General features: G+C 68.6%; 17 protein-coding genes and 1 tRNA gene. 11 read left to right on the top strand and 7 right to left on the bottom strand.

Features of this window, described 5'->3' with window-relative positions; translation table 11 throughout:
- The first annotated feature begins 138 nt into the window (after nt 1-138).
- The gene (locus tag ACOEQ2_RS02220) at nt 139-846 is read left to right on the top strand and encodes a DNA-3-methyladenine glycosylase family protein (RefSeq protein WP_419731111.1); all 708 of its coding nucleotides are present in this window, start codon (nt 139-141) and stop codon (nt 844-846) included.
- A 310-nt stretch (nt 847-1,156) separates the two neighbouring features.
- A complete protein-coding gene (locus ACOEQ2_RS02215) occupies nt 1,157-2,089 on the top strand; it encodes a GNAT family N-acetyltransferase (RefSeq protein ID WP_419729763.1) in 933 nt (310 codons plus the stop codon).
- A gap of 380 nt (nt 2,090-2,469) precedes the next feature.
- On the opposite strand, the gene ACOEQ2_RS02210 is transcribed toward ACOEQ2_RS02215, so the two are convergent.
- Together ACOEQ2_RS02210 and ACOEQ2_RS02205 are read right to left on the bottom strand one after the other, a co-directional pair.
- Complete coding sequence (locus ACOEQ2_RS02210) at nt 2,470-3,258, bottom strand: alpha/beta fold hydrolase (RefSeq protein WP_419729762.1); 789 nt, start codon at nt 3,256-3,258, stop codon at nt 2,470-2,472.
- Nucleotides 3,255-4,313, bottom strand: a complete 1,059-nt coding sequence (locus tag ACOEQ2_RS02205; RefSeq protein WP_419731110.1) for an NAD(P)H-quinone oxidoreductase — start codon at nt 4,311-4,313, stop codon at nt 3,255-3,257. Before ACOEQ2_RS02205 ends, ACOEQ2_RS02210 begins: the two co-directional genes overlap by 4 nt.
- A gap of 164 nt (nt 4,314-4,477) precedes the next feature.
- Here ACOEQ2_RS02205 and ACOEQ2_RS02200 point away from each other — a divergent pair, with 164 nt between their 5' ends.
- Both ACOEQ2_RS02200 and ACOEQ2_RS02195 read left to right on the top strand, forming a co-directional pair.
- On the top strand, nt 4,478-4,720 hold the full coding sequence (locus tag ACOEQ2_RS02200; protein WP_419729761.1) for a hypothetical protein: 243 nt from the start codon (nt 4,478-4,480) through the stop codon (nt 4,718-4,720).
- A 348-nt stretch (nt 4,721-5,068) separates the two neighbouring features.
- Entirely contained in the window at nt 5,069-6,838 is a 1,770-nt protein-coding gene (locus ACOEQ2_RS02195) for a chloride channel protein (RefSeq protein ID WP_419731109.1), read from the top strand.
- Nucleotides 6,839-6,862: 24 nt separating this feature from the next.
- Here the strand turns inward: ACOEQ2_RS02195 and ACOEQ2_RS02190 are convergent, their stop codons facing one another.
- The 4 genes from ACOEQ2_RS02190 to ACOEQ2_RS02175 all read right to left on the bottom strand — a co-directional run bounded on the left by ACOEQ2_RS02190 (nt 6,863) and on the right by ACOEQ2_RS02175 (nt 9,807).
- A complete protein-coding gene (locus ACOEQ2_RS02190) occupies nt 6,863-7,213 on the bottom strand; it encodes a DUF3147 family protein (protein ID WP_419729760.1) in 351 nt (116 codons plus the stop codon).
- Complete coding sequence (locus ACOEQ2_RS02185) at nt 7,210-7,791, bottom strand: GNAT family N-acetyltransferase (protein ID WP_419729759.1); 582 nt, start codon at nt 7,789-7,791, stop codon at nt 7,210-7,212. Before ACOEQ2_RS02185 ends, ACOEQ2_RS02190 begins: the two co-directional genes overlap by 4 nt.
- Before the next feature lie 59 nt (nt 7,792-7,850).
- Nucleotides 7,851-9,329, bottom strand: a complete 1,479-nt coding sequence (gene glnA, locus ACOEQ2_RS02180) for a type I glutamate--ammonia ligase (protein WP_419729758.1) — start codon at nt 9,327-9,329, stop codon at nt 7,851-7,853.
- A gap of 139 nt (nt 9,330-9,468) precedes the next feature.
- Nucleotides 9,469-9,807: a P-II family nitrogen regulator gene (locus tag ACOEQ2_RS02175; RefSeq protein ID WP_171835952.1), complete on the bottom strand. Its 339-nt coding sequence runs from the start codon at nt 9,805-9,807 to the stop codon at nt 9,469-9,471.
- A 148-nt stretch (nt 9,808-9,955) separates the two neighbouring features.
- Between ACOEQ2_RS02175 and ACOEQ2_RS02170 the strand changes: the two genes are divergently transcribed.
- From ACOEQ2_RS02170 to mobA, 3 genes are all read left to right on the top strand, one after another.
- Nucleotides 9,956-11,188, top strand: a complete 1,233-nt coding sequence (locus ACOEQ2_RS02170) for an aminotransferase (protein ID WP_419729757.1) — start codon at nt 9,956-9,958, stop codon at nt 11,186-11,188.
- 38 nt (nt 11,189-11,226) lie between these two features.
- A tRNA-His gene (locus ACOEQ2_RS02165) sits at nt 11,227-11,302 on the top strand.
- 16 nt (nt 11,303-11,318) lie between these two features.
- Nucleotides 11,319-11,957, top strand: coding sequence for a molybdenum cofactor guanylyltransferase (mobA, locus tag ACOEQ2_RS02160; RefSeq protein ID WP_419729756.1), 639 nt, complete (start codon nt 11,319-11,321; stop codon nt 11,955-11,957).
- Here mobA and ACOEQ2_RS02155 read toward each other — a convergent pair.
- A complete protein-coding gene (locus tag ACOEQ2_RS02155; RefSeq protein WP_419729755.1) occupies nt 11,917-12,819 on the bottom strand; it encodes an SDR family oxidoreductase in 903 nt (300 codons plus the stop codon). The two genes, mobA and ACOEQ2_RS02155, sit on opposite strands and share 41 nt — an antisense overlap.
- A 248-nt stretch (nt 12,820-13,067) precedes the next feature.
- Here ACOEQ2_RS02155 and rplM point away from each other — a divergent pair, with 248 nt between their 5' ends.
- The 4 genes from rplM (at nt 13,068) to ACOEQ2_RS02135 (ending at nt 15,505) form a co-directional block, all read left to right on the top strand.
- The gene (gene rplM, locus ACOEQ2_RS02150; protein WP_419729754.1) at nt 13,068-13,559 is read left to right on the top strand and encodes a 50S ribosomal protein L13; all 492 of its coding nucleotides are present in this window, start codon (nt 13,068-13,070) and stop codon (nt 13,557-13,559) included.
- 2 nt (nt 13,560-13,561) lie between these two features.
- Nucleotides 13,562-14,071, top strand: coding sequence for a 30S ribosomal protein S9 (gene rpsI / locus ACOEQ2_RS02145; protein WP_419729753.1), 510 nt, complete (start codon nt 13,562-13,564; stop codon nt 14,069-14,071).
- A gap of 124 nt (nt 14,072-14,195) precedes the next feature.
- Entirely contained in the window at nt 14,196-15,125 is a 930-nt protein-coding gene (gene argC, locus ACOEQ2_RS02140; protein WP_419729752.1) for an N-acetyl-gamma-glutamyl-phosphate reductase, read from the top strand.
- Entirely contained in the window at nt 15,122-15,505 is a 384-nt protein-coding gene (locus ACOEQ2_RS02135; RefSeq protein WP_419729751.1) for a DUF4345 domain-containing protein, read from the top strand. Before argC ends, ACOEQ2_RS02135 begins: the two co-directional genes overlap by 4 nt.

Genomic DNA, 15,505 nt, shown 5'->3' with positions numbered 1-15,505 from the left:
CTGGAGCCTATTCTGCCAGCTGGGCCGCGGCTCCGCCACCACCTGTCTGATCGGATGAACGACGTGTCACCTCCGAAGCGCATCCCGCGCCGCAAATCCAATCCGCTCGCGGCTCCCGAACATACCCCGGCCGCGATCATGCAGGCGCCGGACGCCCCGTTGCCCGAGCCCCGGGCCAGTGGACGCGATGCAGGCCGGCGCCACCTGATCGCCCAGGACGACGACCTGGCCGCCTTGATCCGCCGTGTCGGACGCTGTGGCCTGACGGTGGACCGGGCGCGCGAGCCGTTCGAGAGCCTGATCCGCGCGATCGCCCACCAGCAGCTGCACGGACGCGCCGCCGAGGCGATCCTGGGGCGGCTGGTGGCACTCGGCGACACGCCGTTCCCGACACCGGAGATGGTGCTGGGACTTTCGGACGAGGCGCTGCGCGGGTGCGGCTTCTCCGGCTCCAAGAGTGCGGCGATGCGGGCGGTGTGCGAGGCGCGGCTGGCCGGCATCGTGCCGACGCGGGCGCAGGCGGCGCGGATGTCGGACGATTTGCTGATCGAGCGCCTGGTCAGCCTGCGCGGGATCGGACGCTGGACGGTCGAGATGCTGCTGATCTTCAGCCTCGGACGCCGTGACGTGATGCCGATCGACGATTTCGGCGTGCGCGAGGGCTACCGGCTGATCAAGCGCCTCGACCGCCAGCCGACACCGAAGGCGCTCCGCGAGATCGCCCAGGCCTGGAGCCCGCATCGCTCGATGGCGGCCTGGTATCTCTGGCGGGCGGCGGACGAGGGCAAGCCGGCGGCCAAGGGTGGTGGCGCGAAGGTCGTGAATGCAATGACCAGCACCGGTTGAGCAGCGCCGCACGACTCGCCGCGTCCGGGCTCGACTGGTCCGGTATCACGTGGCAATCGCCATCCTCCAGGCCGTGAAAGGTCAGCCGTCAACCATGCTCAGATCCTGTCTCGGATCGGCAATCCGGGGTGCGACACTGGACCATGCGTCGTTTCAAGGCGATGCCCCGCGACAGTGCCCAACCTGGACGGCTCTCTGCCGGTAAAGCATAACCGGTTATGCAACTCTGGGGCCTGACATGCCGGCGGATATCGTTCGTGACCGACCGCACCTGTTTCTCGGTAGCCGCCTCAAGCGGTTGGCGGAACGAATGCAGACCGACGTCCTGCTGGTGGCGCATGCGGCCGGCATCCCGATCCAGCCGGGGCAGTATCCCCTTCTTGTCACTTTGGAGGAGCAGGGTCCGATGGCGATCGGCGCTCTCGCTCGAGCTATGCAGATGAGCCAGCCGGCCATCACCAAGAATGCCAACAGGCTGGCACGGTCCGGGCTGGTGACGATCGACCGCGGCGAAACCGATCGGCGACAGAGCACCGTGGCGCTGTCACCGGCCGGCCAGCAGGCGCTGGACAGATCAAAGCGTAAGGTCTGGCCGCTGGTCGAGGCCGCCGTCAGAGAGGTTCTGCAGGGCCTCTCGGGCTCGTTCCTGGATCAGGTCGCCATGATCGAGGAACGGATGGAGGCCCGATCCCTGAATGCCAGGGCACGGGCGCATGCGGTCGCAAGCCTGCAGGTCGCCGTCGATGCGGACGTCCCGGGCATCGTCACGCTGATGAACCGTGCCTATCGCGGAACCGGAACCGGGTCCGGCTGGAACAGTGAGGCGGATTACATGTCCGGCGACAGGACCAGCGAGGCGCTGCTTCGCGAGGAGATCGTTGCAAGGCCCGACGCCGTTCTCCTGGCGTGGCGCATGGCGGAAGATGTCCAAGGCTGTGTCTGGCTTCAGCCTTTGGCCGACGATGCCTGGTATCTCGGCTCGCTTACCGTCGACCCGCGCCTGCAGAATGTCGGCCTCGGACGGCAACTGCTCACGGCTGCGGAGCAGTGGGTGCGGGACCGGGGTGGCCGGTCGATCCGGATGACCGTCGTGAACGTGCGCGACAGCCTGATCGCCTGGTACGAACGACGGGGTTACGAGCCGACCGGGGAAATCGAGCCGTTCCCGTACGAGGACGCCCGCTTCGGCGTTCCCAACCGCGATGACCTGAAGTTCGTCGTGATGCAGAAGCACCTCCACTGATCGCTGCGCCGTCGCAAGGCAGACAGGTGACGGAGTGAGTGGTCCCCGATGGCTACGATCGAAAGATAGAGGTGTGGCTGCGGTATCCCGCCGGCAGTGGCTTACGAAACGCAGCTCTTCCCGGCGTGAGTGACGGTGCCGAACTGCATTCGGGCAGACCCACCCGAGACCTGATCGTCTTCTCTTCATCCCGATGCGCCGAAAAGCTGTCGCAGGGCTGTCCAACACCCCAGCAGTTACGGCCCTGTTGCGCGAGTTCCGCCGTCGAGGGTCCGGCGGGTCTCGCCACTGACCGGAATAAGGCGCAAGGCGGCTGGCAGCGTCCGTCGACCCGATCTCCGATGGCAGCCGCGGGCCGCACGTCGAGGGGGTTTACGACCCTAGGGAAACGCCTCGGTGAACTCCCCGAGGAGCTGCAGGAAGCGCGCCGGATTCTCCACGTGCAGCCAGTGGCCGGCCTGCTCGATGACCTCGAAGCGGTGGTGCGGGAACAGCCGCTGCATCGCCGGATGGTCCTCCGGGCGGATGTAGGGCGAGCGCTCGCCGGCCAGGAACAGGGTCGGGCCGTCATAGCGATGGCCCTCGGGGATGTACGGCCAGCCCTCGATGTTGGTCATGGACTGCACGATCTCGGCGAGCCCGATCACCCAGCCGGGATTCTCCCCGAGCCGCAGGTTCTGCAGCATCAGGTTGCGCACGTCGGCGTCGGTGATGACCGGCTGCAGCAGCGCATCCGCGGCGGTGCGGTTGAGGTAGGGCGGGAAGCGGACCCGCATCATGTCCTCGGCGAGGGAGAACGTGCCGTGGCCGGTGCGGGCCGGCGGGATGTCGGCGACCAGCAGGCTGGCGACCGCTTCCGGACGGGTGAGGGCCAGCGTCATCGCCGCCTTGCCGCCCATCGAGTGGCCGACCAGGGTGGCGGGCAGGGCGTCGTGCTCGGCCAGCGTCTCCAGCAGGTCGAACGCCATGCTGGTGTAGTCCATCTGGCCGTGCGGGCTGTCGCCGTGGTTGCGCAGGTCGATCGCGAGCGTCCGGCGGCCGACGGCGAGGCGGCGCTGGAAATAGCCGAGGTTGCGCGCCCGCCCGAACAGGCCGTGCAACAGCACGATCGGCGGCCGGCGGCGCGGCTCCGGGGCGTCCGGACCGCGTTCGACGACGGCCAGCTTCACGGGACGCCTTCCGGGGCGCCTTCCGGGGCGCGATCCGGCGCCCGCTCCGGGGCGGCGCCGGTGGTCATGTCGAGGATGATGCGGCCGGAATGGTCGCCCTGTTCCATCATCCGGTGCGCCGCCGCAACCTCGGCCATCGGGAACACCCGGTGCAGTATCGGTCGCACCGTGCCGGCATCGAGCAGCGGCCAGACATTCTGCCGCAGCGCCTCGGCGATCTCCGCCTTGAAGGCGGGAGTGCGCGGCCGCATCGTCGTGCCGGTCAGGGTGAGGCGGCGGGTCATGATCCGGCGCAGGTCGAGGGCTTCCGCCTTGGCGCCACCCTGGACGGCCACCAGCACCAGGCGGCCGAGATCGGCCAGGCTGTCGATGTTGCGGGCAAGGTAGGGGGCGCCGACGATGTCCAGCACGATGTCGACGCCTTGCCCGTGTGTGAGGGTTTGGACGCGCTCGGCGAAATCCTCCTCGCGGTAGTTGATGGCAGCCTCGGCCCCGAGCGTCAGGCAGGTCGCGCACTTCTCCGCAGTGCCGGCCGTCGCGATCACGCGTGCGCCGAAGCTGCGGGCCAGCTGGATCGCGGTGGCGCCGATCCCGCTGGTGCCGCCATGCACCAGCACGGTCTCGCCGGCGGCCAGGTGGCCGGTGCGGAACAGGTTCGACCAGACGGTGAAATAGGTCTCGGGCAATGCAGCGGCCCGGGGGGCGTCGTAGCCGGCGGGCCAGGGCAGGCACTGGCCGACAGGAGCCGTGCAGTACTCGGCGTAGCCACCGCCGTTGGTCAGCGCGCAAACCTGGTCGCCGATCCGGAAGGGTGCGGGCTCGGCCGCTCCGGGTCCGATCGCCACGACGGTGCCGGCGACCTCGAGTCCCAGCAGCGGGCTGGCGTCCGGCGGCGGCGGATACAGACCCTGGCGCTGCATCAGGTCGGGGCGGTTGATGCCGGCGGCGAGGACACGGATCAGCACCTCGCCGGGGCGGGGTTCGGGTACCGGACCGGTCTCGATGCGGAGCGTGTCCGGGTCGCCGCCCTTCGGGTCGTGCATGATCTGGCGCATGCTGGCGATGGCGTTCACTGTTCGTTAATCCCCTGCCGTCCATAGATGCTGGCTTCAGCGAGCCGGCCCGCCCCGCCGGGCGCCGACGGCCGCACCATCCTGAAACTGTCGTCTCTTGCCCAGGTTGTCACCCCAGGCATGCACAGACCATGGAGGACCCGACCATGCGCCATCTGCCACGTCACGCTCCCACCCGCTTCCGACTGGTCGATCCGGTGATGGACCGCGGATGGCCGGGCTGGGCATCGGGGGCGTTCGCGTCCGGCGGCGGCCAGGAGCCGCCGTCACCACCACCGCCCGGACCGGATGAGGATCCGGACGCGCCACCGCCGATCGGCGAGCCACCCGGGCCGATCCCGGTGCCGCCATCCCCGGGAGCGCCGCCGATGCAGGTGGCGGCGCTATAGCCACGGAATGTCGTAGCGCCGTGATGTCGTCGCCGGCGGGTCTTGCAGGGTACACCTTTGCGACGTTCTGCAAGACGGCCGTTGCACTTCGTGGCCGCACTGGTCAGAAGTCTCGGCGGGCGTCATCGCGCTGTGACGTGGCCCTGCAAGGCTGTAACCGTGTCCGGCTCTCCACCCCTCGTTCCACCGGTCGTTCTCGACGATGATCGGCGTCGCCGCGGCAAGTCTGCGGACAGCGCCACCGTATCGAAGACGGCTGACGTTGCGCCCGGAGTGAAGGCCAGCGCCCGAACCAGGCGTGCCGACGCATTCTCACTCGATCGTCGGCAGGCTGCGATCCGGGCGGGGATCGCCACCCAGGGAGCGACGGTCAAGGGCTGGGTCCTGCACGCGCCGTTGGCGCTGCGTGCGCTGGTGCGTGCCGACGAGATCTGGCTGGCGCTGCTGGCTGCCTGCACGGGCGTGATCGCCGGGCTGATCGTCGTCGGCATCAGCGAGGTCACGTTGCTGATGCACCGGGTGCTGTTCGCGCTCGACAATAATGGCCGCCTGTCCGGGCTCGTGCATCTCGATCCGGTGCGGGCGGTGCTGGTGCCGACGATCGGGGGGTTGGCGCTCGGCCTGTTCGGGTTGCTGGCGGCACGGTATGCGCCGGGTCGGCCGGTCGATCCGATCGAGGCGAACGCGCTGTATGGCGGCCGCATGTCGATGCGCGACAGCCTGGTCGTGGTGATCCAGACCGTGCTGTCGAACGGCGTCGGCGCATCGATCGGGCTGGAAGCCGGCTATACCCAGATCGGGTCCGCCGTTGCCTCCAGGCTCGGTCGTGCCTTCCGGGTGCGTCGGCAGGATCTCCGCGTGCTGGTCGGATGCGGCGCTGCGGGCGCCATCGGTGCTGCCTTCGATGCTCCGATCGCCGGCGCCTTCTATGCCTTCGAGCTGGTGATCGGCACCTACGCGCTGGTCAACCTGGCGCCGGTGACGCTGGCCTCGATCGCCGCGATCCTGGTGACGCATGTGCTGGGCGACGCCGCACCCTCGTTGCAGGTGCAGCTGCCGGTGACGATCGCCGGCACCGATTACCTGCCGATCGTGGCACTCGGCGTGGTGTCGGCGCTGGTCGGCATCGCCATCATGCGCGCGGTCACGATGTGCGAGAGCCTGTTCCGCAAGTCGCGCATTCCGGTCTGGCTGCGACCGGCGATCGGTGGGCTGATCGTCGGGCTGATGGCGCTGATCACGCCGGCGGTGATGTCGTCCGGCCACATGGCGATGCGGCTCGGGCTCGATGCGCAGTTCGGGCTGCAGCAGGTGGCGATCATGCTGGTGCTGAAGGCGTTGGCGTCCGCGGTGTCGATCGGTTCCGGCTTCCGCGGCGGCCTGTTCTTTGCGTCGCTGTTCCTGGGCGTGCTGACCGGCACGCTGTTCGGCGACCTGCTGGCGCTGGTGACGATCAACCCGCTCTCGCCGGTCGTCTGCGCGCTGATCAGCATGAGTGCGCTCGCGGTGGCGATCGTCGGCGGCCCGCTGACCATGGTGTTCCTGGCCCTGGAAAGCACCGGCAGCCTGCCGCTCACCAGCGCGGTGCTGGCAGCCTCGGTGGTGTCGTCGCTGACGGTGCGACGGACCTTCGGCTATTCATTCGCGACCTGGCGCTTCCACCTCCGTGGCGAGAGCATCCGCAGTGCCGTCGATATCGGCTGGATGCGCACCCTGACGGTCGGCCGGATGATGCGTCGCGAGGTACGCACGATCCGGCGCGACAGTTCGCTGGCCGCGGTGCGACGCGACTTTCCGCTGGGTTCCGCGCAACGCATCGTGCTGGTCGACGAGCATGATGCGTATGCCGGGCTGGTGCTGGTGCCGGAGCTGCATGGTGCGGAGGGCAACGTCACGCGCCTGGAGGAACTGGTGCATTATGCCGACGTGATGCTGCTGCCCCAGATGACGGTGAAGGAGGCGGTGGCGTTGTTCGAGACCGGCGAGGCGGACGCGCTGGTGGTGGTGGATGATCCCAAGCGCCGCATGGTGCTCGGCGAGTTGACCGAGCAGTTCGCTCTCAGGCGCTACTCCGAGGAGCTCGATCGCAGTCGTCGCGAGCTGTCCGGCGAGCGTTGACCGCTGGCCAGGCTGCGGCCTGGATCAGAGTTGGATGCCCAGTCTGGGTGCGATGGCGCTGACCAGGAGGTAGAGCAGCACCGTCAGCACGCAGCCGAGCAGGAGTGCCCACGGGAACCCGACGCCGGCGCGCATCAGGGCCGGGATCAGCAGGAACATCGGCAGCGACGGCAGCACGTACCAGAAGGTGGCACCGACATGGGCCTGCATGCGCGCGCTGTCGTGGGTGTCGCGCCAGAGCCAGACCATGCCGAGCACCGAGATCAGCGGCAGCGAGGCGACCAGCGCGCCGAACACCGGGCGGTGGCTGGCGATGGTGGAGACCGCGGCGATCAGCAGGCCGGACAGCACCGCCTTCACGATGAAATAGGTCATGTCCGGGTGTCGCCGTGCCAGGCCGCCGCGTCCAGGGACAGCTCGTATTCGTGGCTCGTCGACCCGGCGAAGTGGTCGGCATTCGCGATGCGTCCGACGGTGCGGAAACCGAGGCTGTCGAGCAGGGCGAGCGAGGGGTTGTTGCGGGTGTCGACCAGGGCATCCGCCCTTCCGCAGCCGGCCGAGTCGAACAGGAAATCCAGCATCGCCGAAAGGGCCTCGCGACCGGAGCCCTGGCGCCAGTAGGCGGGGAAGATCATGTAGCCGAGCAGCGCCTGCTGTTCGTGCTCGCCGACCAGCGGGATCGTCGCCTGGACGGTGCCGATGCAACGGCGGTCGGTTTTGCGGCGGATCGCCCAGCTGTGCCAGAGCTGTTCTCCGTCCGGCGAGAGCCCCGAGGCGATCTCCCGGTATTGGGCCTGGAGTGCCGCCGGGCTCCTCGGCGGCAGGTCGACCAGGTAGCGGTAGAGCGCAGGATCCGACAGGCCGTCGAACATCTCGGCGGCATGGTCCGAACGCAGCGGCTCCAGTATCAGGCGGCCGGTGCGGAGTGTGGGTGTCGGTGTGGAGGCCATCATCGATAGCCCGGTGAGCGGGCGGGTGCGCCGTCGGCCGGATGACCGACGGCGCGGGTTGGCTAGACCGAGTAGTACATCTCGAACTCGGCCGGGTGCGGGGTGTGCTCGAACTTGTACACCTCCTGCCACTTGATCTCGCAGTAGGCCTCGATCTGGTCGACGGTGAAGACGTTGCCGGCGAGCAGGAACTCGTGGTCGGCAGCGACCGACTCGAGCGCCTCACGTAGCGAGCCGCACACCGTCGGGATGCTCTTCAGCTCCTCCGGCGGCAGGTCGTAGAGGTCCTTGTCCATCGCCTCGCCGGGGTGGATCTTGTTGCGGATGCCGTCGAGGCCGGCCATCAGCATCGCCGCGAAGGCGAGATACGGATTGGCGGTCGGATCGGGGAAGCGGACCTCGATGCGCTTGGCCTTCGGGCTGGTCGCGTAGGGGATCCGGCACGACGCCGAGCGGTTGCGCGCCGAATACGCCAGCAGCACCGGCGCCTCGAAGCCCGGGATCAGGCGCTTGTACGAGTTGGTCGACGGGTTGGTGAAGGCGTTCAGCGCCTTCGCGTGCTTGATGATGCCGCCGATGTAATAGAGTGCCGTGTCCGACAGGTCGGCATAGCCGTTGCCGGCCATGGTGGGCTTGCCGTCCTTCCAGATCGACTGGTGCACGTGCATGCCCGAGCCGTTGTCGCCGTAGATCGGCTTCGGCATGAAGGTCGCCGATTTGCCGTACGAGTGGGCGACGTTGTGCACGCAGTACTTGTAGATCTGCATGAAGTCCGCGGCCTTCACCAGGGTCGCGAACTTGGTGCCGAGCTCGTGCTGCGACTGCGCCACCTCGTGATGGTGCTTCTCGATCGGCAGGCCCATCTCGCCCATCGTCGAGAGCATCTCGGCGCGCAGGTCGCTCTCGTTATCGACCGGTGGGACCGGGAAATAGCCGCCCTTGACGGTCGGGCGATGGCCCATGTTGCCTTCCGGGAAGTCCTTCAGCGAGGCGCCCGGGCCCTCGACGCTGTCGAGCTGGTACATCGCGAAATTCGGGCCGCTGCCGAACTTCACGCTGTCGAAGATGAAGAATTCCGCCTCGGGGCCGAAGAACGCGGTGTCGCCGATGCCTGTCGATTTCAGGTACGCCTCGGCGAGCTTGGCGGTGCCGCGCGGATCGCGGTTGTAGAGCTGGCCGGTCGACGGCTCGACGATGTCGCAGAACAGGATCATCTGCGGCTTGGCCGAGAACGGGTCCATCACCGCGCTCTCGGGGTCCGGCATCAGGATCATGTCGCTCTCGTTGATCGCCTTCCAGCCGGCGATCGAGGAGCCGTCGAACATGATGCCGTCGCGGAACACCTCCTCGTCGATGGTCGAGATGTGCTGCGTCGTGTGGTGCCACTTGCCGCGCGGATCGGTGAAGCGCAGGTCGACATACTCGACGGAATGCTCCTGCAGCAGCTCCATCACCTTCGCGACGCTACCCGAACTCGGGCTGCCTGAGACTGGGGCGCTGGGAATCGGCTCGGGGGTGGAGTTCGACGCTTTCTTGGCCATCCGGGACTACCTGCTGTTTGCACCGCCGCACGCTGCGGCCGGTTCGGAATCGACGATGTCTCGTGGAGGGTGATCATCGTCTGACGATGAGCAATCACCATGCCACGAGGCTGGGTTCTTGTGACGATCGAGGCCTGGATCAGATGGCATCCTCGCCGCGCTCGCCGGTGCGGATGCGGACCACCTCCTCGAGGCTGGAGACGAAGATCTTGCCGTCGCCGATGCGTCCGGTACGGGCGGCCTCGACGATCGCCTCGACCGCGCGCTCGGCGATGCGGTCGTCGCAGACCACCTCGATCTTCACCTTGGGCAGGAAATCGACGACGTATTCGGCACCCCGGTAGAGCTCGGTGTGGCCCTTCTGGCGGCCGAAGCCTTTCGCCTCCGTAACGGTGATCCCCTGCAGGCCGATCTCGTGCAGCGCCTCCTTCACCTCATCGAGCTTGAACGGCTTGATGATGGCCTCGATCTTTTTCATCTCGGACCTTCCGATCGCGGGCAGGTTGCCGGGGTCTCCCGGTGCCCACCCTGGTCATGCCACGTTCGCATGCGACGCGGGTCCGGGCAATCGCGGCACCCGCCGGTTTGCGTCATGATGCGCCACGATCGATCCGAGGCAGAACCCGATGAAGTCGCTGAACCGCCAGCTTTCCGATGCGCCCACGACCATCTTCACCGTCATGTCGGCGCTGGCGGTCAAGCACGGCGCGATCAATCTCGGCCAGGGCTTTCCCGATACCGAGGGGCCGGCGGACATCGTCCGGGCGGCCGCCGACGCGCTGCTCGACAACCGCAACCAGTATCCGCCGCTGACCGGGCTGCCGGAGCTGAAGCAGGCGGTGGCGCGGGCGAATCGGCGCTTCTACGGGCTCGAGATCGATCCGGTGACCGAGGTGGTGGTGACGTCCGGTGCCACCGAGGCGCTGATGGCGTCGCTCACCGCGCTGATCGATCCGGGCGACGAGGTCGTGCTGATCGAGCCGCTGTACGACACCTACCTGCCGGTGGTGCGGATGCTCGGCGGCGTGGCGAAGCTGGTTAGGCTGCAGCCGCCGGAATGGCGCCTGCCGCGAGAGGAGCTGGCCGCCGCGTTCGGGCCGCGGACCAAGGCGATCCTGCTCAACTCGCCGATGAACCCCGCCGGCAAGGTGTTCGACGCGGACGAGTTGGCCTTCATCGCCAGCCTGTTGCAGCAGCACGATGCCTACGCCGTGTGCGACGAGGTGTACGAGCACCTGACCTTCGGGGCGGCCCGGCACATCCCGCTGATGACGCTGCCGGGCATGCGCGAGCGCTGCATCCGCATCGGCAGTGCCGGCAAGAGCTTCTCGCTGACCGGCTGGAAGGTCGGTTATGTCAGCGCGCCCGCGCCACTCGCCGCGGTGGTCGCCAAGGCGCACCAGAACATCACCTTCACCACGCCGCCGAACCTGCAGCGCGCGGTGGCCGTCGGGCTCGATCGCGACGACAGCTACTACACCGAGCTCGCCGGGGATCTGGAGGCCAAGTGCCGGCTGCTCACCACCGGCCTGGAGGAGATCGGCTTCTCGGTGCTGCCGTCCCAGGGCAGCTATTTCCTCGGTGCCGACTTCCGCGGGCTCGGCTTCGCCGGCGACGACGTGGCGTTCTGCCGGCACCTGACGCAGGCCGCCGGCGTCACGGGAATTCCGTTCTCGGCGTTCTATGACAGGAGCGGCCCGGGGGCGGCCGGGGCCGGATCCGGGGCGCCAGACCACTACGTGCGGTTCGCGTTCTGCAAGAAGCAGTCGGTGCTGGAGGAGGCGCTGGCGCGGCTGCGCGGGTTCGTCGAGGCGGGTCTGGCGGATGTTCCCGAGACCAGGCTGGCTGCGGTCGATTGACGGGGCGGCATCGCTCTTCTAAACCCGGCGCCGCTGTGGCGGACGTAGCTCAGTTGGTAGAGCGCCAGGTTGTGGTCTTGGATGTCGCGGGTTCGAGCCCCGTCGTTCGCCCCAGCGGATCATTCTGAAGTTGCCCGGGCAGGACGCCGTGTTCACGGTGATCCTCTGCGGAGGCGAGGCTCGTCGCCTGGGCGGCCTCGACAAGACGCTGATCGAGATCGGCGGCATCCCCATCCTCTCGCACATCCTGGCCCGGTTGCAGCCGGCGGCAGGCTCTGTCGCAATCAGCGCGAACGGCAATCCTGGTCGGTTCGAGCCGTTCGGCCTGCCGGTGATCCGGGATCGTCATGCCGGCATCGGGCCGCTTGCGGGTCTGCTGCGCGCACTGGAATGGGCGGCCGACCTGGGTGCGGCGTCGCTGCTGACCGTGCCGGGCGATACCCCGTTCGTTCCCGAGCGGCTGGCGCAGGCGCTGTCCCCGGCGCCGTCGGTGGCGGTATCGGGAGGGCGTCGGCATCACCTGGTGGCACTGTGGCCGGTTTCCTGGCGGGGTGCGCTCGAGCGGCACCTACACGCACTCGACGCGGCCGGCGGCGCACGGCGTGGCTACGGGGTGCGGGCCTTTGCCGAGGCCATGGGCATTCGCCTGGTCGAATTCCCTGCCGTGCCGTTCGACCCGTTCTTCAACGTCAACACACCTGAGGACCGTGCCGAGGCGGAGCGGCTGTTCACCGCGCGAAGGTGCGCGCCAGCCCCTCCGCCAGGCTGATTGGGGCAACGCCGAGTTCGGTCCGCATCGGGGCGATGTCGAACGCCTTGTCCTCCATCAGGCGCCTGATCTCGGCAGGCCCGATTGAGGGCAATCCGGGGATCGGGCGGGCGAGCAGGGCGCCCAGCATCAGCGGCCAGGCCGGGACCCGCAGCACCGGGCGCGGCGGCAGTCCGGCGGCCAGGGCGACCGCGGCGGCGAATTGGCGGTAGGCGACGACGTCCGGCCCGGCGATGACCAGGCTGTGCGGTCCATTCCACAGTCGGGCAAGGGCGGCGAGCACCGAGGCGGTGACGTCGGACTGGTGGATCGGCTGCACCAGCGCCCGGCCGCCACCCGGCAGCGGCACCATGGGCAGGCGCTTCAACAGGGCGGCCAGCCGCTGCACGTTGTCCTCGCCCTCGGCGCCGTAGATCATCGTCGGGTGCAGCATGACGCCGTGGCGGCCGGAGCTGAGGAAGGCGCGTTCGCCGGCCAGCACGCCGTTGCCGTGGTCATCCGGCCAGCGGGTGAACTTGCGGGTGCTGCCCAGGAACACGAAGCCGGCATCGGCCGGAGCGGCCTGCAGGATGCGGCCGACATAGCGCGCATGGACCGTGCTGGCGATGCGTCCGGCACCTGCGAGGGCAAGTGCCAGGGCGTCGTCGTGCTGCTCCAGGTCGGCAAGGCGGGGGGTGAGGGCGATCCCCGTGGCGGCCCACCGGGCGGCGCTTCGCACCACCGGCACGACCGTCACCCCGCCGGCTGACAGTGCCCGGACCAGTGCCTGGCCGGATCGACCGGACGCGCCGACCACATGGACGGGGCCAGGGCCGCCAGTGGCCGGGATGAAGCGGGCGGAACCGATGGCGTCGTGCGGCATGCGCCATCTTCCCCTGGAGTGGCAGCATGCGCCAGCAGCGGTGATAACGGATCGACGGCTACGGTATCGGGATACCGCAAGAAAAATCCGTTGTGCAGACTGGGTTTTGCATGAAGCGCTTGACGCGGCGGTGTCCGGCGCGGATAAGGCCGCTCCAATGCCGCGTGCGCCGGGCCCTTGTGCGTCCTGGCGTGTCCGCGGGCACGTCCACCGGCGCCCGATGCGCCCACCTGCCAAGACGGAACAGCATGTCCATCACCAAGACCACCCTCTCGCTGAAGCCTGCGGAGGTGACGAAGGGCTGGACCCTGATCGACGCCGACGGCCTGGTTCTCGGCCGCCTGGCCTCGATCATCGCCGAGCGCCTGCGCGGCAAGCACAAGCCGCAATTCACCCCGCATGTCGATTGCGGCGACAACATCGTCGTCATCAACGCCGAGAAGGTCCGGCTCACCGGCAACAAGGCCGGGCTGAAGCTGTTCCACTACCACACGGGCTATGCCGGCGGCATCAAGCAGCGCACCATCGCGCAGCGCCTCGAAGGTCGTAACCCCGGCCACATCATCACCAAGGCGGTCGAGCGGATGATCACCCGCGGGCCGCTGCAGCGCGCGCAGATGAAGCATCTGTATGTGTATGCCGGCACCGTGCATCCGCATGACGGCCAGCAGCCGAAGTCGCTCGATGTCGCCGCGATGAACCGCAAGAACACCGTCACCGCCAGAGCGGTCGGAGCCTGATCATGTCCGAGACCCAGACTGCCCCCCGCACCGGCTCGCTGTCCGACCTCAAGGACATGGCGGTTTCCGCCGGTGTCGCCGTCACCCCCGACGACGTCGTGGTGCGTGAGCCGAAGCGCGACGCGCAGGGCCGCTCCTACGCCACCGGCCGTCGCAAGAACGCGATCGCCCGCGTGTGGATCTTCCCCGGCAAGGGCGAGATCAGCGTCAACGGACGCAAGGTCGGCACCTATTTCGCGCGTCCGGTGCTGCGCATGCTGATCACCCAGCCGTTCCTGGTGGCCGACCGCTACAACCAGTTCGACGTCTATTGCACGGTGAATGGCGGCGGCCTCTCCGGCCAGGCCGGCGCGCTGCGTCACGGTATCAGCCGGGCGCTCACCTACTACGAGCCGAGCCTGCGCGGCATCCTGAAGGTCGCCGGCTTCCTCACCCGCGACAGCCGCGTGGTCGAGCGCAAGAAGTACGGCAAGGCGAAGGCGCGTCGTTCGTTCCAGTTCTCCAAGCGCTGAGGCGACGCCCCGCTGCGGCTTCGGCCGGGGCGGGGTACAGGGTTTCGGAAGGCCCGGTCGGGTGGCATTGCCACCTTGGCCGGGCCTTCTGCGTTCGGTGCGCTCGCGACGTGGGAGAATGCGGTTGAGTTCAGCGACGGTCTTCATCGATGGCGAGGCGGGCACCACCGGCCTCGGGATCCAGCGTCGGCTGCAGGCCCTGCCGGTGACGGTGCGCTCGATCGAGCCGGATCGGCGCAAGGATCCGGAGGCCCGCCTGGCGATGATGCAGGAGGTCGACCTGGTCGTGCTCTGCCTGCCGGACGAGGCGTCACGGGAGTCGGCTGCACTCGCGGCGGGGCTCGAGCATCCGCCGAAGCTGCTCGACGCCAGCACTGCGTTCCGCACGGATCCGGAGTGGGTTTACGGCTTTCCGGAGATGCGGAGCGGGCAGCCCGACGCCATTGCGGCAGCGTCGCGGGTGTCGAACCCGGGCTGCTATGCGACCGGGGCGATCGCGCTGCTGCGGCCGCTGATCGAGGCGGGTCTGCTGCCGGGCGACCATCCGGTGGCGATCAACGCCGTCAGCGGCTACTCCGGCGGTGGCCGCAGCATGATCGCGGCGCACGAGGCGGCGGGCGGCCCGGCGTTCGAGCTCTACGGGCTGACGCTCGAGCACAAGCACGTGCCGGAGATCCGGGTGCAGGCGGGGCTGGCGCGGCGGCCGATCTTCGTGCCCTCGGTGGGGCACTTCGCGCAGGGCATGATCGTGTCGATCCCGCTGTATCTGGACCTGCTGCCGGGCGACGTCCGCGGCGCCGATCTGCAGCAGGCGCTGGCCGACTGGTATGCAGGGTCCGATCGGGTGCGGGTCGGTGACGAGACGGCGCCCGCCGTGCTGAGCGCCGAGGCACTGGCCGACAGCGACGTGATGGAGCTGCGGGTGCATGCCAACGATGCCAGGCGGCACGCGCTGTTGACGGCGCGGCTGGACAATCTCGGCAAGGGTGCGTCGGGTGCCGCGATCCAGAATATCGCGCTGATGCTGGGGCTCGCACGGGCGCCTATATCTTGAGCCGCCGCCTGCTGCAGGTCGTGGTGATCGTGCTGGGGCTGGTGCCGATCCTGGCCGGCGGCTCCGGTGTCGTGCTGGGCCCGGCAATGGTCGGGCTGCCCGCATCCGCCACGCCGATCGATCTGGACAGCCACCTGCGTTATCTGTCCGGCCTGTTGCTGGCGATCGGGTTCGGCTTCTGGAGCACGGTTCCGCGGATCGAGCGCCAGGCTGCACGGTTCCGGCTGCTGACCGCGATCGTGGTGTTCGGCGGGCTGGGACGGTTGCTCGGGGTCTTCGTAGCGGGAGTGCCGCCGCCGCCGATGCTGTTCGGGCTGGCGATGGAACTGAGCGTCACCCCGTTGCTCTGCTGGTGGCAGTACCGGATCGCGGAACGTTAG

The organism is Lichenicola sp., assembly GCF_965198575.1.
Lineage (GTDB): Bacteria > Pseudomonadota > Alphaproteobacteria > Acetobacterales > Acetobacteraceae > Lichenicola.
Note: the sequence above shows the minus strand (reverse complement) of the source record. Positions and strands in the feature narration are given on the sequence as shown.